This is a genomic window from Bacillus sp. LNXM65 (assembly GCF_002998575.1).
In the GTDB taxonomy this organism is placed as follows: domain Bacteria; phylum Bacillota; class Bacilli; order Bacillales; family Bacillaceae; genus Bacillus.
The window spans coordinates 312,296-331,157 of sequence record NZ_PVRB01000002.1; the positions used below are offsets into that span (position 1 = coordinate 312,296).

Below are 18,862 nucleotides of genomic sequence, written 5' to 3' on the forward strand. Positions count from 1 at the left end.
TGTGAAGGGAGTTATTTTAGCAGGAGGAAAGGGATCACGACTGGCACCTTTAACGAAGATTTTCAATAAACATTTATTGCCGGTTGGTCCATATCCAATGATTTATTGGTCTTTGTTCAAACTGAAAGAAGCAGGGATTTTAGATGTGATGATCATATCACAAGAAGAACAAATCCCGCTGTTTCAAAAGCTACTTGAAGGCGATCAGGAACTCGGGATGAACATTGTCTATCAGGTACAGCCTGAAGCTTCTGGAATTTCGGACGGTTTATCCTATGCAAAGCCCTTTGTAGAAGAGGAGAAATTTGTGCTGATGCTAGGTGATAATGTATTTGAGGATTCGCTAAGCCCTTTTGTTGAAGCCTTTCAGCAGCAAGAAAGTGGAGCGAAGGTTCTGTTGAAAGAAGTGGCAGATCCAAAGCGGTTTGGCATTGCAGAAATTGATGCCGCTCACCACCGGATATTATCAATTGAGGAAAAACCGGAGCATCCGCGTTCATCTTACTGCGTCACAGGCATCTATTTTTATGATCAAGAAGTCTTTCAATATATAGAGAAAATCTCGCCGTCAGATCGAGGCGAATTAGAGATTACAGATGTAAACAATCTCTATATCTCAAATAGCCAGCTGACCTATGATATGTTAAAAGGGTGGTGGATTGATGCAGGAACACATGAATCTCTCCACCAAGCATCTACGAAAATGTTTGAAACGATGAAGAAAAAAGAGGGATACGAATGACGAAGTCTTATTTAATTACAGGCGGAGCGGGATTTATTGGACTAAATTTTGTGAAGCTGCTGCTTCAGGAAACCGATGTCCGGCTCACTGTTTTTGACAAGTTAACATATGCCAGTCATCCAGAGGAGATGGATGAATTATTAAAGCTGTCTCATTTTCGTTTTATTCAAGGGGATATCACCCTTCAGCATGAGTTGGATCAAGCATTTGATGAAGTCTATGATGCCATCATTCATTTTGCAGCGGAATCCCATGTTGATCGCAGTATTGAATCGGCTGAGCCCTTTATTCAAACCAATGTGCTCGGCACCTATCGTATGCTGGAGGCAGTCTTAAAAGGAAAGGCGAAAAAACTCATTCATATTTCAACAGACGAAGTATATGGAGATTTGGAGCTGGATGATCCTGCTTTCACAGAACTAACACCACTTTCACCGAATAATCCTTATTCAGCAAGCAAGGCGAGTTCAGATCTGCTTGTGAAATCTTATATCCACACTCACCAATTACCCGCGATGATCACACGATGCAGCAACAACTACGGACCGTATCAGCATGAAGAAAAATTAATACCGACTATTATTAGAAAAGCGATCAATGGTGAAAACATCCCGATTTATGGAGACGGCCAGCAGATTCGCGATTGGCTGTATGTAGAGGATCATGCGAGAGCTGTAAAGCAGGTCCTTGAAAGCGGAACAGCTGGGCAGGTGTACAATATTGGCGGCGGCAACGAGAAAACGAATCTCGATTTGACCAAGACCATTCTGACGCAGCTCGGGATCAGTCATGACCGTATTGCGTTTGTTCAAGATCGAAAAGGGCATGACAGACGGTATGCCATTGATGCCAGTAAGCTAAAACGGGAGCTCGGCTGGACGCAGGAGACGTCATTTGAAGCAGGTATTGAAAAAACGATCAATTGGTATTGTGCCAAATTTGATCAGGGCGAAGAAGGGTGACGGATGAAAGTTTTAATCACCGGTGCAGGCGGGCAACTAGGGAAAGAATTGAGCAGACAGCTCAAGGAAAAAGATATCACCGTCATTGCCTTAACGAGGAGTATGCTCAATATCGCAGACCAGCAAGCAGTCAGACACGCAATGAGACACTTTCAGCCTGATATTGTTGTCAGTGCAGCAGCATATACATCTGTTGATCAATGTGAAACAGAAACGGAAAAGGCGTATCTTGTCAATGGCATTGGCGCCTATTATACAGCGCTGGAGGCAAAGAACGTGGGGGCTGATGTGTTACATGTCAGTACAGATTATGTATTTGACGGGCAAGCAGACAGCCCTTACCAAGTCGATGCACAAGCAGATCCTCAAACCATTTATGGAAAAAGTAAAAAGCTTGGTGAGGAATTGATTCATCTCGTGTCAGACGAAGTGAAAATCATCCGTACATCGTGGCTATACGGACATGAGGGACATAACTTTGTGAATACCATTCTTAGGCTCGCAGAAACAAAGGATCATTTGCGCATCGTGAACGATCAAGTAGGATCACCTACTTATACAAAGGATGTCGCAGAGGCAATCATTCATTTGTTTGATCAGAAGGCAGGGATTTACCATGTCAGTAACCGAGACAGCTGTTCCTGGTTTGACTTTGCGTCAGAAATTGTCGCAAAAAGCGGCCTGTCTACGACCATTGAGCCAATTTCCACGGAAGAGTACGGCTTCCAAACGCCTCGTCCAGCCTATTCTGTGTTAGACCTTCAAGCGATTGAAGCCACAGGCTGGCAACCAAGACATTGGAAGGATGCACTTCACGAATATTTGCAGAAAGAAGGGAGATGGCATCAGCATGATTGATGGTGTACAAACGAAAAGACTCATGAAACATTGTGATGATCGCGGCTTTTTTTCAGAGCTCATTCGAGATGATGAGCCGATGCTGAAACGCTTTGGGCAGGCATCGTGGTCGAAAAGCTTTCCAGGAGTGATCAAAGCCTTTCATTATCATGAAAAGCAAGACGATGTTTGGTTTTTCCCAGCAGGTCATGCCCAGGTCGTTTTATACGATTTGCGTGAGGATTCTCCTACAAAGGGTCAAACCGACGTGTATTATATGGGGGAAGACAATCCAATGCTGCTCCTCATCCCAAAGGGTGTCGCACATGGATACCGAGTACTAGGCGAGACGCCGCTGCAAATTGTCTATTTCACGACAGAATCTTATGACCCGAAAAACCCAGATGAAAAGAGAATCGCTTGGAATGACGAGACGATCGGATTTGATTGGGAAACGACATTTAAATAAAGAACAGAGGCCTTTCGCAGGAGAAAGGTCTTTTTTTGTTGAAATACATTCTATATGTGTCATTTTATGTATGTTTACTAAGTTGAGTAGAAAAGGGATGTGGATGAGTTTGTCTAAAAGAATTGCATTTGTCACAGGGGCAAGTACAGGGATTGGAAAGGCAATTGCTATAAAGCTTGCCGCCCAAGACCATGTAAAAGTCATCATCAATTCTAGAAATCAATCCTCACTAGAAGATGCGCAGCAGCACATTGGGCGTATGGCAGAAACAAAAGAGCCGGTGTCTCTTTTCTGTGGCGATATGTCGCATGAAGGAGTGCGAGCTGAGGCCTTTGCGGCAATAGAAAAAGAGTTTGGCAGACTGGATGTGTTGATTAATAACATTCCAGGAGGGAAGCCAGATACTTTTGATTCATGTGAAAGTGAGCAGATGCTCGCAGCATTTTCTCAGAAAGCCATTGCGTACATTGATACGATGAAACGTGCGGCAGCGATGATGAAAAGACATGAATACGGCCGGATCATTCAAATTGTCGGGAACCTCTGGAAGGAACCTGGTGACCAAATGTTTACGAACAGTATGATGAATGCAGCGATTATCAATGCTAGTAAAAATGCAGCCACACAGCTTGCGCCCTCAGGAATCACAGTAAATTGTTTAAACCCAGGATTTATTGCTACAGATCGGTATGAACAATTTATCGGAAACATGATGCGTCAACAGGGATTATCACGGGAAGAAGCTGTACAGGATGTTGCGTCAGAAATCCCGATGCAAAGAGTAGGTTCAGCGAGTGAAATGGCTTCATTGGCCGCTTTTATCGCATCAGAGGAAGCCTCCTATGTCACCGGACAGCAAATATCCGTCGATGGTGGTTCAATGAAAAGTATATAACATGAAAACCCGCTATATGCGGGTTTTTTGATGAAAGCGAATCGGCAGTATATGGAGCCGATCGATAAAAAGGGCAAGCTGTTCAATTGGCGCCACCATTGAGATGCGGACATGACGTCTTCCATGTGCTCCAAATACACCCCCAGGCGTCACGACGACATCTGCATGCTCGAGTAAATAGTCGGCAAAAGCATGAGAATCCTCGAAATCATCAGGGATCGAAGCCCATAAATAAAAGGCGCCGGCTGGACGTTCAATGGTCCAGCCAAGCTGCTTCTCCGCTTGACGGATGAAGAAATTCATTCGTTCAAGGTAGACTTCTTTCAAGGATTGAATATGACAGTCATCACTTTGTAAGGCAATGGTGGCGGCTTGTTGAAATCCGCCATACATACTGACAAACACATGATCTTGGAAGGCGTTTATGGCATGAATGATGTCCTCATTCCCTACAGCAAAAGCGACTCTCCATCCTGCCATATTGAATGTTTTGGATAAAGAATATAATTCCACGCCTACTTTTTTTCCAAGAGGTGCCTTTAGAAAGCTTACTGGTTTTTGCTCATAATGAAATGAACCATAGGCAAAATCATGAATCACATGCAGACCGTGAGCTGAGGCAAATTCCGCAGCCTCTTCAAAAAATGCTTCACTTGCCACAGCACCTGTAGGGTTATTCGGATAATTTAAGAAAAGAACCTTTGCCTTTTTTAACACGTCTGGATCAATTGACGGGAAATTCGGCAAATAGCCATTTTCCTCTTCCAGTCGGATGCAGTATGGCTTTGCGTCCGCCATCAAGATGCCTGAATGATATTCTGGGTATCCAGGATCGGGGACGAGGGCAATGTCCCCTGGATCAAGCAGGCACTGACTCATCACATAAAGGCCTGTTTTCCCTCCATTGAAAAGGGCAATCTCCTTCTGCGGGTCAACCTCAATGCCGAATTCCTTTCTGTAGAAATCTGCAATGGCTTGCTTGAAAAAGTCAAAGCCTCTAAAAGGAGCATATTGCTGAAATTGCAAAGTGCCTGCTGCCTCTTGAAGGGCACTCACAATATGGGCAGGAGTAGGAAGATCGGGATTTCCCTGACCAAGGTTCACAATGTTCGCTCCGTTTTGTGTTTTATGTGCAATTTTCTCAAATACGGTTCCAAATTTTTGTTCTGGCAGCCGTTCAATCATGTTAGATGGTAAGATCTTCACCACGTTACCCTCTCTTTCTATCCCTTCACTAGTTCATCCATTAACTGAATGGTAGCCTGCTTCTGAATGTTACGGATGGATGCGGCAACATCCTGAGAAGACGAGCCTTTTAATTCAAGAGACACGATGCCATTAAATGCTTCAAATAAAGATAGATCCACAAAGGTTCCTTTAGGTGGGACGGATTCACTGATGATGACAGTATCTCCAACCAAAGTGTCCTGCTGAATATGCACATGATCAATGGTGATGTGTGTGACCTCAGGCGGAATGTGTCCGCTCTCTTTGAAATGCTGAGGGTATAAATGACAGTCTGCTAAATAATGCGTATGTCCAGAAAGCAGTTCTTTTGGCAAATCAGCCTTTTTTCCATCGACTAATACATCAATCAGCAGCTTGGCCATATCTACCCCAAAGACCTTTTTGATATTCGGAATCATATTCCAGCCAGCAAATCTAGCTGCTGATTCGATTAATCCGGTTTCTCGATTTTTCATGAGCTTGATTTCTGTATGAGTGGCACAGTTTTCAAGACCTAGCCCTTCATTTGCCTTCTTTGCTGCCTCAATGATGAGTTGCTGGGCTTCATTGTCTAGGATCGACGGAGTAATATGAGCCGTTTCTGTAAAACCGATTTGAGGGGTCTTATCATGAATGACAAAAGGGATATATTCACCCTCAACGACTAACCCTTCAACACTGACATAATCAGCGTAGCCGTCCTCTTGATACCAATCCTCGTAAGCACCCTCTAAGTATGTTTCAGCGACAAACGGAGCTTCATACGTCACAGCGTTTGGAACGGGAATGGTTTGCAAATAGGATTGTACGTTTAAAAAGAGATCATCACTGCCGGCTCGGTCATGAAAAAGGGTCACGCCAATGGAGCTTGCTAAATATGTAGGCTTTAAAATAAGCGGTGTCCCGATATGTTCAATGGCTTGCTGGAAATCAGCTAAAGTAGTGACAGGCTGAGTTTTTACTGCTTTGACCCCAGCCGCGTTGAATGCAGCCCTCATTTGACTTTTATCACGCGCTAATTCAGCTGCCTTTACCCCAGCGCCGCGCAGTCCAAGACGCTCAGCGGCTTTTGCCATTGGTGCAATGAATAATTCATTATTGGTGGTGATCGCATCCGCTTTGAAAAAGGAAGCCACACGAACTAGGTCGTCCACCACCTCTTCCTCGGATTTCAGATAATCGTCATGTGCCCAGTAAATAGAATCTGGATGTTCAAAAGAAGGGTTTGTGTCAAAATAATCTCGATCTTTGATGACGGCAATGGAGTATTTTTCGATTAGCTCAGCGTGTCCCTTTGTAATAGCAAAGGGTCTCGGGATATAAGAAACGATATGATACGATGCAGCCACGCTTTCGTAAAACATATGGGGCGGGCATCCTCCCAGATCAGCAATGACAAGTACGGTTTTTTTACTCAATGAAAGCACTCCTTTTTATCTAGCGGTGTAACCGCCATCTGCTGTGACAACACTTCCAGTCATATAACTGGATAGATCAGAGGCGAGAAACAGCATGACGCCCGCAATTTCTTCGGGTTTTCCGAGACGAAGTAATGGGTTCACCTTTGCTTTTTCTTTTTTGACAACCTCAAGACTTTCTGAATGATTGTCTAAAAAGGATTTTTCATTTAATGGCGTATCAATAATGCCCGGGGCGATACAGTTCACCCTGATTTGATGGGCGGCATAGTCGACCGCCATGGATTTGGTTAGCTGGATGACACCGCCCTTTGTTGCGTTATATGCAGGGATGTCAGGCCAGCCGACAAGACCCCCGACAGATCCTGTATTGATAATACTTCCGCTTTTCTTTTCAAGCATATGCGGCAATGCATGCTTACTCATAAGAAATACACCCGTCAGGTTGACCTGTAAAATGTGGTTCCAATCCTCCAGCGTCATCTCGTGAACGGGGGAGACAATTTCGATGCCTGCATTGTTAATCAAAACATCAATTGTTCCAAAACGGTTCAGCACGAACTGAACGGTTTTTTGACAGTCAGACTCATTCGTAATATCTGTTTTGAAAAACGCAAGATGCTCGTGCGGCAATGATTCGACGAGTTGTTTGCCGCTCTGTTCATTGATGTCAGCCACTGCTACTTTTGCTCCATGCTTAAGGAAAAGCTTGACTGCGGCAAGCCCAATCCCTGATGCACCTCCTGTAATCAGGACGACTTTTCCGTCGAGGTTCATTTCTTCACCTTAGACGCTTTTGGCTTCAACCGATTATAGCGGGGAGGGAAGAAGAGATTAATAGACTTTGATGCTTCCGGCTTTGGATTTATCGCACCATGATCTTCCTTTGGATCACAGAAATAAGTGGTGCCAAATGCCATTTTCTCTGTAAAGCCTTCAATGGTCATATCATAACCTCCGCTGATGCAAATGCCGATTTGTTCATTGCGGTGTTTATGAAAAGGCATTTCACCGCCATTTCCAGGAATGTTGGCAATCATGAGCTCCATCCAATCCTCAACAAAAAAGGTGACTTCCATGCCAGGGAGTAAATCCCGTGTTTTGAAAATATCTAAGAAATAAGTAGGAGGAGCCGTATATTCCTCGCCATCTTTTAATCTCTTAATATCAATGGCGATCGCTTCCTCATCTGTCAGGTTAGATGCGCCGTGAGGGACAAAAGGTGGTGCGATATAGGCTGATTCTAAAGGGGTGAGCAATTGGGTCGATGGGCCGACCGTCATTTGAAGCTCGCCTTTTAATACGATGCCGATTTGTGCTTCGGGATGCTCGTGAGGTTCTATGATCGTGTGAGGAGGGACGTATGAAATTAACACTTCCGTATCACCTCTGACCGTGGAATATTGTGTGACACCATTCTCCCATTCTACTTTTTTGGCTTGAGGAAAATATCGTTCTTGCGTCTTTTGTTCAGTTTGCATATTATATCTCTCCTTTTCCGAATATGGACCAGCTCATTGGGATGCTTTTAAACGTTCGAATGAAGGTGAGGCCGTATGTGGCTCTGGCTACCTCATTAGTTAAAGCGAAATCAAATTCGCCGTCTCTTACTTTTTTTGCGGCAGTACTTGTCGAATTGACTAGCTCAAATTCAGCATTTTGGTGAATGAAATATTGAATCAAATTGACAGGTGCAGGGTGAGAGACAATTTTTAAATGGTGGAGCATTTGTTCTTGAAATGGGAAATCTGGTCTGACAGCCAAACCATACATGGGTGTGTCACATCTGAAAATTTGTAAAAGCTGCAGGTCAGGTCTCATGTAGAAGTGTTTGATTCCTTCGTATGCGTGTGGAACGAGAGTGTATTGGAGTGCGTTAGAGAGAGTATGTTCAATGCAAGTTTCGAACGTGTCGTAAAGGGATAGTTTCGTATGAGTGCCGAGTGTAGTGGTGGAATGAGAGATGAAATGTTTTGCTGCATATTCACTGCTTGTCCCCTCAGGGCCTAGTGTATTGACTGTAAACATCTTAGGTGAAACGATGGGCTCTTCTTTGAAATGAAAAACATCATTCTTTAAGATCATGTTTACCATCCAATCTTTTTCAAATTTTTACTAGATTATAAAAAATAAAATTGGCAATTGTCAACAAAATTTATAAAAAATGTATTTTATGATGATATTAAAAATTGATCTAAAAAACTGCACATACCGAGATGTGCAGTGAAATGAGCTTACGTTTCAAATGTGTTTTTATGTTTCTGCTGTAAGGTTCGTTCACGTTTATAGCTGGCGAAGCTAATGAGAAAACCAACAAGCGTAATGAGTGCACATACAAGCCCTACCGTATGATAGCCGAAATGGACATAGACAGGTCCCATAAGAGCGGAACCAAGCATAACGGCAAGATTGGACGCAAGGCTGTAAAAAGCCATCACTTTGCCTCGGTGGGTTTGGGAGCAGTCGCTTAGGACAGTGCTCAAAAGCGTGACAGATAAACTTTGCATGGCACCCCAAATAAATAGGGCAAAAATCAGCAATGTCCATGAGAAAGGTGCATAAGGAAGTAAGGCGAGAACGAGCGTAATGCCGCCCAGCACAAAGAAAAGAGTACGTGTTTTGCCAAACCAGTCTGCTAATTTCCCTGTAAATACACTCATGGAAAAGCCGACGCCGTAAGCCATGATCAGAAGTCCCGCGGTCGATTGCCCTCCAGAAAACAGACTTTGCAGATAAGCTCCTAAGAACGAGTACATGCCATAAAATCCCAGCATATTACAAAATGTCACGGTCAAATAGGCGGGGACACGATCAATTTTCAAAGCTCCCCATAAAGAGGCAGTTTTCTCCCTAGCTTGAGGTGTTCCTGTATTCGCTGTGGCGGTTTGTTTGCGTGATTCAAGGATGACGAGCAGCAGGACAACGAGACTCATGATGGCGAAGATCCAAAATGTCCAGCGCCAGTTCAAACTCTGACCGATAAAGGCGCCAATTGGTACACCAAGGACAAGAGAAAGAGACCAGCTCGACACAATGAGTCCCATCACCTTGCCTCGATATTCGTAAGGAACCCGGTCGCCTACAAGAGCATAGGCTGTTGGCACAAATACACCGGTCGCCAGCCCAGAAATGGCACGGCCAGCAAAAAACACTGCCAAATTCGGGGCAGCCGCACACATCACGGTTCCAATCAAAAAGAAAGAAAGCCCGATGATCAAACACAGTTCCCTTGAATACCGGTCCCCTAAAGGAACGAGCAGCGGGGCTCCAACCAGCACAGCTAACCCATAAATGCTGATGGAAAGGGCGAGAATATCAAGAGAGTGCTGAAAGGAGTTTGATAAATCAGGCAGCAGTGGTGAAATCACCAGTTCTTCCGATCCCGCCGCAAAGACGCCAAGTGTGAGCGCGATGGCAAGTGTGATGGGAAACGTTTTAGAAGCCTTGCTGTCCAAAGATTCTTTCATCAGGTGATCCCTCCATACTTGCTTTTTCATTCAATTCCGTTAAAATAAATTCTACCATTATTTAGTTTTATTTTACATTTCGAATCATAAGTATTATCATAAAATACTTTTCAAATGGAACGACTTTCGGATAGGAGAGGTACGAATGAAAATCACCGATGTTGATGTGCATATTTTAAATGAATTGAAAGAAGATGCCCGCTTGTCTATGAGGGAATTGTCCAAACGAGTCAATTTATCCGCACCTGCGGTAGCAGAAAGAGTACGTAAATTAGAGGATGCAGGAATTATTGAAGGGTATTCGGTTCAGGTTAACTATAAAAAATTAGGGCTTATGATTGACTGCCTGCTGGAAGTCACAGTGCTAAACGGGGAGTATCAACATTTTGTGGCTTTTATGAATCAGCACCCACGCGCTTTTTTTGCTTATCGAGTGGCAGGACAGTCATGCTTTTTCATTAAGCTGTCAGTCGCTTCTCTTGAAGAAATTGAAGCCTTTATTCAGGCAGTGTCTGGGTTTACAAAAACCGTATCTCATATCGTCTTATCCGAGCACTCCTTTTCCCATCCAGTTCAGGAACGTGTGAAACAAATAGAAGAGCCAGAAATGACCGTGATGAAATAAAAAAGGACCTGACTCAGGTCCTTTTTGTTCGTCTATCTGACTGATAGCTCATAATCGTAATGATGAGCCCAATGAAGGTTACAGCTGCAGCAAATAACGGAACAAGCTGTAAATGTGTCAGTTCGATGGCGAGACCGCCAAGCGCTGCACCGCCAGCATTCCCAATATTAAAGGCAGAATGACTAAGCGTCGATGCGAGTGTCGGTGCTTCATGTGCCATGTTCATCGTGCGGTATTGCAAGGTAGGAACAAGAATAAATGAAATGATTCCCCAAACAAAAATGGTCAGCACAGCAGGTACTTTGAATTCGGAAGTGATTGTAAACAATAACAGGACAGCCATCAGCAGGATCAGTGTCACCATAATACTCGGCATCAGCTTCCAATCGGCAAGCTTTCCGCCAACTAAATTCCCGATGGTCACCCCAAGCCCGAAGAGAACAAGGATGAGCGTCACCCCATTTTCCTGAAAACCAGTCACTTGCAGCAGGATCGGGCTGATATACGTAAAGGCGGTAAACACACCTGCAAAACCAAAGATCGTCATTGCAAAAGAAACGAGTACCTGTGGCTTTTTCAAAACAGACACTTCATTTCGAATATCCAGTACTTCTTCCTTCGATTGATTGGGTACTAAGCTGATGATACCGATTAAGGAAATGAGCCCAATGACGGCAATAACAAGAAACGACATACGCCAGCCGAATTGATTTCCGATGAAGGTACCAAACGGCACACCCAGTACATTGGCGACCGTCAGTCCTGTAAACATGAAGCTGATCGCACTTGCACTTTTCTCCTTAGGCACAAGCCGCGCAGCCATTATGGCTCCGACGCCAAAGAAGGTTCCATGAGCAAATGACGTCAAAATACGTGCGGCCATTAATAGACCGTAAGTGGTCGATACAGCGGCAACAGCATTTCCCGCCACGAACAGGATCATTAATAGAATGAGAAGACGTTTCCTCGACATTTTCCCAGTTGATAATGTTAAAATAGGTCCGCCAACTGCGACACCAAGTGCGTATCCGGTAATCAGCTGACCTGAAGCAGAAATAGATACATGGAGATCATTTGCGACGTTTGGCAAAAGTCCCATAATGACAAATTCAGTCATGCCAATCGAAAACGCACCGAGCGTTAAAGCAAAAATAGCGATGGGGAAGTTTTTCATGATGTGATCACCTTTCTAAACAAATACATAAAAAAAGCTTCGGAAAGTTCCGAAGCCTTAAGTGTTTATCATACATGGAAATAAGACGCCAGCTGCTCGTTTGCTAATCGGTTTCCGACAAAGAAGGAACCAAATTCGCCGTAGCGTGCACTGACTTCATCAAAGCGCATTTCATAAACCAATTTTTTAAATTGAAGCACATCGTCAGAGAAAAGAGTGACGCCCCACTCATAATCATCAAAACCGACGGAGCCTGTAATGATCTGCTTTACTTTCCCAGCATAACTGCGGCCAATTAAGCCGTGGCTTCTCATGAGTGATTTACGCTCATCCATAGAGAGCATGTACCAGTTGTCATTGCCAGAACGTCTTTTATCCATTGGATAGAAGCACACGTATTGAGAAGAAGGGAGCTCAGGGTATAGACGCGCACGTACATGCGGGTTCTCATAAGGATCTCCGCCATCTCCGCCTCCAGCTAAGTAGTTGCTGAGTTCCACAACTGAAACGTACGAATAAGCTGGGATCGTAAACTCTGCTAGTCGTGTCTTGTTGAATTCAAGTTCAATTTCACCCAGTTCTTCCATGGTTGGACGCAAAATCATGAGCATAATATCTGCTTTTTGGCCGACAATACTATAGATTGTTTGGCTTCCCGCCTTATCGTGCTCAGCTGTTTTCCATTTTTCTAATAGACCTGTGAACTCATGAAGAATCGCTTGTCGCTCATCACTTGTCAGCAGCTTCCAAGCTGTCCAGTCAAAGGTTCTAAAATCATGCAGTGCATACCAGCCGTCCAGTGTTTGAGCTGCTTCATTGGTTGTATGTTGTTCGCTCATTTATTTCACTCCTATTTACAGTTTTCCATCTGTTCCAACTATAACATAGTTTGTCCAAATGAAGATGTGATCAAAACTTGAACGACGAAAACAACTTTTATGGAAATTGGTTAAATTAGTTTGAAAAATAAGAATTTAATTTGTAAGCGCTATAATGTAAGTTGGTAGTTTGAATTTATGTAGAAGAAGAGTATGCTTAAAAGAGAACGCTTTTTTTGTAAAATCAAGGAGGGTATATAAGTGGCAGATATTTTTTCAACAGTTCAGGAAAAGGTTGCAGGTAAAGGAGTAAAGATCGTTTTTCCTGAGGGAATGGACGAACGCATTCTAACAGCCGTTCAAAAACTAGCAGATGGCAAAGTATTGCAGCCAATTGTTGTAGGTAAAAAACAAGAAGTTGAAGCAAAAGCAAAAGAATTAGGTCTTACACTTGATGGTGTTGATGTGTATGATCCTCATACATATGAAGGTTTTGAAGAGCTTGTACAAGCTTTCGTAGAAAGACGTAAAGGCAAAGCAACAGAAGAGCAGGCAAGAAAAGCATTACTAGATGAAAACTACTTCGGTACAATGCTTGTATATAAAGGTCTTGCAGACGGACTTGTGAGCGGTGCAGCACACTCAACTGCTGACACAGTGCGCCCAGCACTTCAAATCATTAAAACAAAAGAAGGCGTAAAGAAAACATCTGGCGTCTTCATCATGGCTCGCGGCGAAGAGCAATATGTGTTTGCTGATTGTGCAATCAACATTGCACCAGACAGCCAAGATCTAGCTGAAATTGCGATCGAAAGTGCAAACACAGCCAAAATGTTCGACATCGAACCACGTGTGGCAATGCTTAGCTTCTCTACAAAAGGCTCAGCAAAATCAGACGAAACAGAAAAAGTATCTGAAGCAGTTCGCATTGCAAAAGAAAAGGCACCTGAGCTTGTACTTGATGGAGAATTCCAATTCGATGCAGCTTTCGTTCCTTCAGTAGCAGCGAAAAAAGCGCCAGATTCCGTCATCAAAGGCGATGCGAGCGTATTTGTTTTCCCTAGCCTAGAAGCTGGAAACATCGGCTACAAAATTGCACAGCGCTTAGGTAACTTTGAAGCTGTAGGTCCAATCTTACAAGGCTTAAACCAGCCAGTAAACGATCTTTCAAGAGGCTGTAATGCCGAAGACGTTTACAACCTTGCGCTCATCACAGCAGCTCAAGCACGATAATAGTAACGATCAAAAAAGCTAGTTTCGTTTTCACACGAAGCTAGCTTTTTTTGCGCGTGTTAAATAGGTATAAAAACCCAATACCTACGATTCATTTTTCGTTGAATTCGTTTTCAATCATATGCCTCTTGTGCTAGGAAATGGTAACATAACGGAGGACTATTTGAGGAATAGAGGTGTTTGACGATGTCTGGAGCTATCATCGGTTATACAACAGCCTTGTATTCGTTAAAGGCAGACATATCCATAAAAAAAGAACAAATCATAGAACTCAACATGTGTCGAAAAGAAATAAAAGAAGCAAAATCGGCTCTGGCAGATGCTAACAAGAAAATCACTCATCCTGATCTGACATCACATACATGGTTTGGCCGTCTTGCAGATACGTTTGATGACATTCGAGACGAGATGGCATCTGCCAGTCAAGAGATAAAAGGTGTACAGCTGACCAATTTAGTGAATCGAATTGATGAGAAAATCAGTGACCTAAAATCGGAGATCCATTCGTTAGAACATGAGATCCATTCCGTTGAAAGAAAAATAGAGAAAGAAAAGCAGAAACAATTGGAAGAAAAAAGAGGGAAGTCACATGAGTAGAGAAATCAAAATAGATGCCAGTGAAATCAATCGAGTTTTACAACAGGCCAAACAATCAGGCGCTCAAATGAATGCAAAACTTCCAACAACCATCAAAGGGAGAAACCAGCTCCTGGCAGCAGACACATTAGAAAAAATCAACCAACAGTTGAACGAATTAAGTACATCCTACATAGGCATTCTTCAGAAACAGCTTGTACAAACAGAACAAGCGGTGAACACCATGATTGAAACGGACAAGGCGCTTGCCTCCAGCAGTAAAAGAAAATAAAGGAGAACGCAATGAAAACCCTTGACGCCTTTGCGCTAATAAACGGAATTGACCAAACGCTGAATATATTAAAGCAGCAATCACAACAAATCAGCTCTTTAGAAAAACAAATTCATCATATCATTTCACTCGATGGTGCACTAAAGGGAGAGGCGGGACAAGCCATCCGCACCTTTTATACAGAATGTCATATTCCCTTCCTGCAATTCTTTCAGATCGTCATTGAGGAATACAGCACTGCGCTGAAAAACACAAAACAGGCGCTTCATGCTCTTGAATCAAATCAGCACGGCTTGATCTCACAATCATTTATTGAACACGAACTAGATCAAGGACTAAAAAAAGCAGAGCGCACGATATCCGAGATTGTAACAGATGTAAACCATGCCATAGGTAGCATTAGTCATATTGTTCATTTGCCAAATGTAGACGAATCAGCTTTTCAGCAAAACTATCAAAAGGCATGGCTCGAGACCTCAAGAACCATTGGTCTGCTTCATGCATTTGACAGAGAGCAGACAAGCGCTTTACAAGAAACAAAAAGCGCCCTTCAAACAATGAAGCAATACATCAACACGTTAAGCACCATGTTCACCGGCCCAAAAATCGACATCACCACCTATCAAAAAGGGTCTATTTTCAAAAATGGAAAAGAAGAAAAAATAAGCAGCACCATCAGTGGATTGAATGACAAAGTAGATAACCCGAAAGACAATCCGATGACGCTCATGCTGAAGAAACTGAGTGAGAAAGAACGGGCGAATGTGGAGACGGTTGTCCACGAAAAGCCGTCTAGTAAAATCAATCAAACGACCGTGACCTTAAATGGAAAAGTATATCATATAAATGAGTACAAAAAGATCAACTTCGAAAATGCCAAAACGGTTGAGGTCATGCGAGACGGAATGCTGTATCGGTTACGAATATCTGAAAAGAACAAAGTAACAATTGAGAGCGTTAAACCGATGTCAGATGTAAAAACAGGCGATCAACCCCAAAACATCTTAAATACAGCGGTTGAATTTACAGGAATAAACGACGCCATTCGAGCGATTACAGGAAGAGATCCTGTAACAGGTGATAAAGTCGCTGATATGGATCGTTTAGTATCCGGGGTGTACATGGTTCCAAGTACCAACATTGTTAAAGTGGGGAAATATGTTTTTAAAATTATTAAAGGGGAGAAGGTAGCTAAGAGGGTTGAGAAGAGTGCTGGAAGTGCGAGGAATGGGGCTAAAGATTTTGAAAAGTCGTTAGTGAAATTGCCTCCAGCAGAGCGCGTTGCAGCTGTAAAAATAAAAGTAAAAGAAGTTGCTAAAAGTAATGGCTTAATAAAAGATTCAAAATTAAGTAAGATTAATAGTAGGGATGTATATAAAGACCCTAAAACTGGAGATTTATATTCAGTAGATACGCAGCATGGTCGTTTTGAAAAAACAAATAACAAGGGGAAGCATCAAGGAGAAGTTGATTTTGATTTCAAACAAACTAAACCTGCTGATGCATCTGGTGGTCATAATTTAAAAATTAAGTAGAGAGGATGTAATAGAAATGATTGGGAATGATTGGATATCTGTTCGTGAAATTGAAGACGATACTCGAATTTGGGCTGGAACTATAATCAGAGTTTTTAAGGAGGAAATAAATAAGGACAACATAGAAGATAATTTCTATGATTACATCGTTTCTTTTATTTATGATAACAATGAATATTTACAATTAACCTGCCTAACTCAAGGGGAGGGTGGAAATATTGTTTGTATATTGCAAACAGAACCAAATTCTAATTATTCATTAGGTAAGGAATTGAAAAGAATGATGGATGATGGTTCAAACTCTGTTTTTGTGAAATTTTCACCTGAATGTATCGTTAAATAAACCTCTAATATGAGTTGGACAGACCAGATTCTTTTCAAAATAAATGAGAATAAATGAGAATAAGTGATAGAAAAGGTGAGTTTACAGAGATGTCGCTCATCTTTTTTCTATCTAAGTTAGTTTTATGATGGCACAATACAAATCGATAAAGTGATTGGATATTTTGAAGGAACTGATACAGAAAAAATCAAATCCGCAGCTGCGGAAACGCCAAACGCATATTAGACGGTGAAGTCGTCTCAACCACCGAAAACATCATCCTAGAATACAGCGGCATCTACGATGGCTATCGAGCCGTCACAGGCAAAGACCCCGAAACCAGCCAAAACATCAGCAGCACAGACCAAGCTCTGTCCGCAGCTTCTATTATCCCAATCACGAAAATAGTGAAGGTTGGGAAATATGTTTTTAAGATAGATCAAGGGAAGAATGCGGTGAAGAGGGTTAAAACACCTACTTACGGTAAACAATCCGTACCAAAAGGACCGTATTGTGAAGTAAATGGTTTCCCTGCAAAAGTAAAATCAGGAGCTCAAGAAAAACATATTCCAGAAACACCAAATTACAAGCAAGAAGTAGCTAATGGAAAAAAGAAAAGCATTTTTTATGGAGATAATAAAAAGGCACAAGAATTACTTGATAAATATGCTGGATCAGGCAAAGAATTGGGTAAAAATAAAGAAAGGATAGACTTTGGCCAAGCGATAGGAAAATACTATGATATAAACACTGGAAAGTATGAAGAGACTACTAAGGGAATGATTCATTATGGAAAAGATGGAGCTCACATAGTACCAGCGAGACCATAAAATGATGAGGTGAGGTAAAAAATGAGTTATGATCCTTTGATTGGAACATTAATAAAGCATGAAACAAAAGATATGATATTAGAATGGAATAGCGGATTGAAAATATTAGGAAAATTAGATACAGTTTTTGAAACAAACAATATGTTAGATGAAGATGATATTCATTTTACAGAATATATTGCTGCCGCTTTCCAAGTAAATGATATACTATCTCATCCCGATGAAAACAGTGGAAGTGTATACGATTGGTTAATTCAAGGGAAAAGCTCTTTAGTTGAGATATCTCTTTATGATGATCCACCAAATAAGATTTTGGTAGATGGTCAAATAGTATGGAAATTGACAGATGAATAACAATTGACATCTTAGAATTTTAAATTCAAGCCCTCGTGTAAGAGGGCTTTTTTATATTTATGAGTTAGTGAAATGCTCGAAGTTGACCATAGGCAAAACTGATTTCTGAAGGTTCATAACTGGGTCAGTTTAAGCTGAAATATGGTAACGTATATGTATCATCAACTTCCCATCAATATGAATCACAGTAAAGTACCATTGACTGATCTGAAAAGTAGGAGAGTTCAATGAACAAAAAAGAAGAGCTAATAAATCAAATTCAAACCCTAATAAACTTTTTAGAAAAAGAATATTCACAAGAGATAAATCAAGGTATTCTCCAATTAATATACAAAAGAAATAAAGATGCACAAATTTTTATTCAAAACAATGGAGATCTCCAAAAGATCTTAATCATTGGAGGGGTAAGAGCCTATTTGGATAGTTACAATGACTATTTAAATCCCTTTCTAGATGAATTGCATAAAGCGGAAATTTTACTAAAAGAAATGCTGTATTAGTTTGGACTGCTGTCTATAGTTCCAGATTATCGAATGTATAAAAGAATCATGAATATAGGAGGCTCTCAAACATGATCAATTTCCCTCAAAACCCAAACAGTCACATGAATGAACCAGCAAGTGACAAACACATCAAAGAGGCAGAATCCCAGCTAACATGGTGCTGCCCCATGCTTATAAGGCCTTGCTGAAACAGACAAATGGATGTTCCATTGGAGGCGATGTCCTACTATACGGCACTGAGGACATTGCGGAACGCAATGCAACGTGGGAAGTCTATCAGTATGCAAGCAGCTATGTAGCGATTGGCGACGATGGCGGCGGACAAGTACTTCTCATGCGGCTGGTTGAAGATGAGAAAAAGGTATGGATTGTTGATGCTGGTGTAATGGACCCTCAGCATGCTGAGTTGATGACTGGAAACTTGCTGAAATGGGTGAGTGAGGGATGTATCATTGAATGATCACACTGCTTGAATGCATGAATCACTGAAAAGTAAAACCAAATCATCCAACTGAAACGCTCTGTGACGCCAAATGTCATGGAGCTATTTTGATGATATCTCTCTCATTCTCCCTCCATTCAT

The 18,862-nt window shown here is 42.1% G+C and carries 22 protein-coding genes and 1 pseudogene; 15 read left to right on the forward strand and 8 right to left on the reverse strand.

The genetic code is table 11. The features are described from left to right. Position 1 precedes the first annotated feature (1 nt). The 5 genes from C6Y03_RS05145 to C6Y03_RS05165 all read left to right on the forward strand — a co-directional run bounded on the left by C6Y03_RS05145 (position 2) and on the right by C6Y03_RS05165 (position 3,905). Positions 2 to 742, forward strand: coding sequence for a sugar phosphate nucleotidyltransferase (locus C6Y03_RS05145; protein ID WP_106038953.1), 741 nt, complete (start codon positions 2 to 4; stop codon positions 740 to 742). Then, entirely contained in the window at positions 739 to 1,704 is a 966-nt protein-coding gene (rfbB, locus tag C6Y03_RS05150) for a dTDP-glucose 4,6-dehydratase (RefSeq protein ID WP_060597529.1), read from the forward strand. Before C6Y03_RS05145 ends, rfbB begins: the two co-directional genes overlap by 4 nt. Positions 1,705 to 1,707: 3 nt before the next feature. Further along, the gene (gene rfbD / locus C6Y03_RS05155) at positions 1,708 to 2,562 is read left to right on the forward strand and encodes a dTDP-4-dehydrorhamnose reductase (protein ID WP_060597528.1); all 855 of its coding nucleotides are present in this window, start codon (positions 1,708 to 1,710) and stop codon (positions 2,560 to 2,562) included. Then, entirely contained in the window at positions 2,555 to 3,010 is a 456-nt protein-coding gene (locus C6Y03_RS05160; protein ID WP_106038954.1) for a dTDP-4-dehydrorhamnose 3,5-epimerase family protein, read from the forward strand. Before rfbD ends, C6Y03_RS05160 begins: the two co-directional genes overlap by 8 nt. A gap of 103 nt (positions 3,011 to 3,113) precedes the next feature. Further along, complete coding sequence (locus C6Y03_RS05165; RefSeq protein WP_317615031.1) at positions 3,114 to 3,905, forward strand: SDR family oxidoreductase; 792 nt, start codon at positions 3,114 to 3,116, stop codon at positions 3,903 to 3,905. Between the two features lie 12 nt (positions 3,906 to 3,917). On the opposite strand, the gene C6Y03_RS05170 is transcribed toward C6Y03_RS05165, so the two are convergent. From C6Y03_RS05170 to C6Y03_RS05195, 6 genes are all read right to left on the reverse strand, one after another. Next, complete coding sequence (locus C6Y03_RS05170) at positions 3,918 to 5,111, reverse strand: aminotransferase class I/II-fold pyridoxal phosphate-dependent enzyme (RefSeq protein ID WP_189288288.1); 1,194 nt, start codon at positions 5,109 to 5,111, stop codon at positions 3,918 to 3,920. A gap of 17 nt (positions 5,112 to 5,128) precedes the next feature. Beyond that, the gene (bacD, locus tag C6Y03_RS05175) at positions 5,129 to 6,550 is read right to left on the reverse strand and encodes an alanine--anticapsin ligase (protein WP_106038956.1); all 1,422 of its coding nucleotides are present in this window, start codon (positions 6,548 to 6,550) and stop codon (positions 5,129 to 5,131) included. Positions 6,551 to 6,565: 15 nt separating this feature from the next. Next, complete coding sequence (locus C6Y03_RS05180) at positions 6,566 to 7,327, reverse strand: SDR family NAD(P)-dependent oxidoreductase (RefSeq protein WP_106038957.1); 762 nt, start codon at positions 7,325 to 7,327, stop codon at positions 6,566 to 6,568. Next, entirely contained in the window at positions 7,324 to 8,031 is a 708-nt protein-coding gene (gene bacB / locus C6Y03_RS05185) for a 3-((4R)-4-hydroxycyclohexa-1,5-dien-1-yl)-2-oxopropanoate isomerase (protein ID WP_106038958.1), read from the reverse strand. Before bacB ends, C6Y03_RS05180 begins: the two co-directional genes overlap by 4 nt. Position 8,032: 1 nt before the next feature. Then, positions 8,033 to 8,635, reverse strand: a complete 603-nt coding sequence (locus tag C6Y03_RS05190) for a type 2 periplasmic-binding domain-containing protein (RefSeq protein ID WP_060597521.1) — start codon at positions 8,633 to 8,635, stop codon at positions 8,033 to 8,035. A 149-nt stretch (positions 8,636 to 8,784) separates the two neighbouring features. Then, positions 8,785 to 10,017: an MFS transporter gene (locus C6Y03_RS05195; RefSeq protein WP_106038959.1), complete on the reverse strand. Its 1,233-nt coding sequence runs from the start codon at positions 10,015 to 10,017 to the stop codon at positions 8,785 to 8,787. A 145-nt stretch (positions 10,018 to 10,162) separates the two neighbouring features. Here C6Y03_RS05195 and C6Y03_RS05200 point away from each other — a divergent pair, with 145 nt between their 5' ends. Further along, on the forward strand, positions 10,163 to 10,642 hold the full coding sequence (locus C6Y03_RS05200; RefSeq protein WP_106038960.1) for an Lrp/AsnC family transcriptional regulator: 480 nt from the start codon (positions 10,163 to 10,165) through the stop codon (positions 10,640 to 10,642). A gap of 13 nt (positions 10,643 to 10,655) precedes the next feature. On the opposite strand, the gene C6Y03_RS05205 is transcribed toward C6Y03_RS05200, so the two are convergent. Together C6Y03_RS05205 and hemQ are read right to left on the reverse strand one after the other, a co-directional pair. Beyond that, positions 10,656 to 11,816, reverse strand: coding sequence for an MFS transporter (locus tag C6Y03_RS05205; RefSeq protein ID WP_106030629.1), 1,161 nt, complete (start codon positions 11,814 to 11,816; stop codon positions 10,656 to 10,658). Between the two features lie 68 nt (positions 11,817 to 11,884). Next, positions 11,885 to 12,655: a hydrogen peroxide-dependent heme synthase gene (gene hemQ / locus C6Y03_RS05210; protein WP_003215092.1), complete on the reverse strand. Its 771-nt coding sequence runs from the start codon at positions 12,653 to 12,655 to the stop codon at positions 11,885 to 11,887. A gap of 240 nt (positions 12,656 to 12,895) precedes the next feature. Here hemQ and pta point away from each other — a divergent pair, with 240 nt between their 5' ends. The 9 genes and pseudogenes from pta (at position 12,896) to C6Y03_RS05255 (ending at position 18,739) form a co-directional block, all read left to right on the forward strand. Then, complete coding sequence (gene pta / locus C6Y03_RS05215; protein WP_034660357.1) at positions 12,896 to 13,867, forward strand: phosphate acetyltransferase; 972 nt, start codon at positions 12,896 to 12,898, stop codon at positions 13,865 to 13,867. A 186-nt stretch (positions 13,868 to 14,053) separates the two neighbouring features. Then, complete coding sequence (locus tag C6Y03_RS05220) at positions 14,054 to 14,464, forward strand: YwqH-like family protein (protein WP_106030628.1); 411 nt, start codon at positions 14,054 to 14,056, stop codon at positions 14,462 to 14,464. Then, positions 14,457 to 14,735 carry a YwqI/YxiC family protein gene (locus C6Y03_RS05225; protein ID WP_106030627.1) on the forward strand — a complete coding sequence of 93 codons (279 nt, stop codon included), beginning with the start codon at positions 14,457 to 14,459 and terminating at the stop codon, positions 14,733 to 14,735. The genes C6Y03_RS05220 and C6Y03_RS05225 overlap by 8 nt, the downstream gene beginning before the upstream one ends. 11 nt (positions 14,736 to 14,746) lie before the next feature. Then, positions 14,747 to 16,270, forward strand: coding sequence for a T7SS effector LXG polymorphic toxin (locus tag C6Y03_RS05230; RefSeq protein WP_106030626.1), 1,524 nt, complete (start codon positions 14,747 to 14,749; stop codon positions 16,268 to 16,270). Positions 16,271 to 16,286: 16 nt separating this feature from the next. Then, positions 16,287 to 16,613 (forward strand): hypothetical protein, encoded by a 327-nt coding sequence (locus C6Y03_RS05235; protein WP_034660349.1) that lies wholly within the window; start codon positions 16,287 to 16,289, stop codon positions 16,611 to 16,613. A 194-nt stretch (positions 16,614 to 16,807) separates the two neighbouring features. Further along, positions 16,808 to 17,422, forward strand: a pseudogene (locus tag C6Y03_RS19325) (polymorphic toxin type 50 domain-containing protein); the annotation flags it as partial. A 21-nt stretch (positions 17,423 to 17,443) separates the two neighbouring features. After that, positions 17,444 to 17,776 carry a hypothetical protein gene (locus C6Y03_RS05245; RefSeq protein WP_106038961.1) on the forward strand — a complete coding sequence of 111 codons (333 nt, stop codon included), beginning with the start codon at positions 17,444 to 17,446 and terminating at the stop codon, positions 17,774 to 17,776. Between the two features lie 227 nt (positions 17,777 to 18,003). Then, positions 18,004 to 18,276 carry a hypothetical protein gene (locus tag C6Y03_RS05250; RefSeq protein WP_106030624.1) on the forward strand — a complete coding sequence of 91 codons (273 nt, stop codon included), beginning with the start codon at positions 18,004 to 18,006 and terminating at the stop codon, positions 18,274 to 18,276. Between the two features lie 157 nt (positions 18,277 to 18,433). Then, the gene (locus C6Y03_RS05255; RefSeq protein ID WP_223253279.1) at positions 18,434 to 18,739 is read left to right on the forward strand and encodes an SMI1/KNR4 family protein; all 306 of its coding nucleotides are present in this window, start codon (positions 18,434 to 18,436) and stop codon (positions 18,737 to 18,739) included. The last annotated feature ends 123 nt before the right edge of the window (positions 18,740 to 18,862 follow it).

Coding starts and splice junctions, on each gene's coding strand:
- C6Y03_RS05245 (WP_106038961.1), top strand. CDS start 17,444: ATGAGTTATGATCCTTTGATTGGAACATTAATAAAGCATGAAACAAAA.
- C6Y03_RS05190 (WP_060597521.1), bottom strand. CDS start 8,635: ATGATCTTAAAGAATGATGTTTTTCATTTCAAAGAAGAGCCCATCGTT.
- C6Y03_RS05195 (WP_106038959.1), bottom strand. CDS start 10,017: ATGAAAGAATCTTTGGACAGCAAGGCTTCTAAAACGTTTCCCATCACA.
- C6Y03_RS05160 (WP_106038954.1), top strand. CDS start 2,555: ATGATTGATGGTGTACAAACGAAAAGACTCATGAAACATTGTGATGAT.
- C6Y03_RS05165 (WP_317615031.1), top strand. CDS start 3,114: ATGAGTTTGTCTAAAAGAATTGCATTTGTCACAGGGGCAAGTACAGGG.
- C6Y03_RS05235 (WP_034660349.1), top strand. CDS start 16,287: ATGATTGGGAATGATTGGATATCTGTTCGTGAAATTGAAGACGATACT.
- C6Y03_RS05200 (WP_106038960.1), top strand. CDS start 10,163: ATGAAAATCACCGATGTTGATGTGCATATTTTAAATGAATTGAAAGAA.
- bacB (WP_106038958.1), bottom strand. CDS start 8,031: ATGCAAACTGAACAAAAGACGCAAGAACGATATTTTCCTCAAGCCAAA.
- rfbB (WP_060597529.1), top strand. CDS start 739: ATGACGAAGTCTTATTTAATTACAGGCGGAGCGGGATTTATTGGACTA.
- C6Y03_RS05205 (WP_106030629.1), bottom strand. CDS start 11,816: ATGAAAAACTTCCCCATCGCTATTTTTGCTTTAACGCTCGGTGCGTTT.
- C6Y03_RS05230 (WP_106030626.1), top strand. CDS start 14,747: ATGAAAACCCTTGACGCCTTTGCGCTAATAAACGGAATTGACCAAACG.
- C6Y03_RS05225 (WP_106030627.1), top strand. CDS start 14,457: ATGAGTAGAGAAATCAAAATAGATGCCAGTGAAATCAATCGAGTTTTA.
- C6Y03_RS05180 (WP_106038957.1), bottom strand. CDS start 7,327: ATGAACCTCGACGGAAAAGTCGTCCTGATTACAGGAGGTGCATCAGGG.
- C6Y03_RS05250 (WP_106030624.1), top strand. CDS start 18,004: ATGAACAAAAAAGAAGAGCTAATAAATCAAATTCAAACCCTAATAAAC.
- C6Y03_RS05220 (WP_106030628.1), top strand. CDS start 14,054: ATGTCTGGAGCTATCATCGGTTATACAACAGCCTTGTATTCGTTAAAG.
- C6Y03_RS05255 (WP_223253279.1), top strand. CDS start 18,434: ATGGTGCTGCCCCATGCTTATAAGGCCTTGCTGAAACAGACAAATGGA.
- rfbD (WP_060597528.1), top strand. CDS start 1,708: ATGAAAGTTTTAATCACCGGTGCAGGCGGGCAACTAGGGAAAGAATTG.
- hemQ (WP_003215092.1), bottom strand. CDS start 12,655: ATGAGCGAACAACATACAACCAATGAAGCAGCTCAAACACTGGACGGC.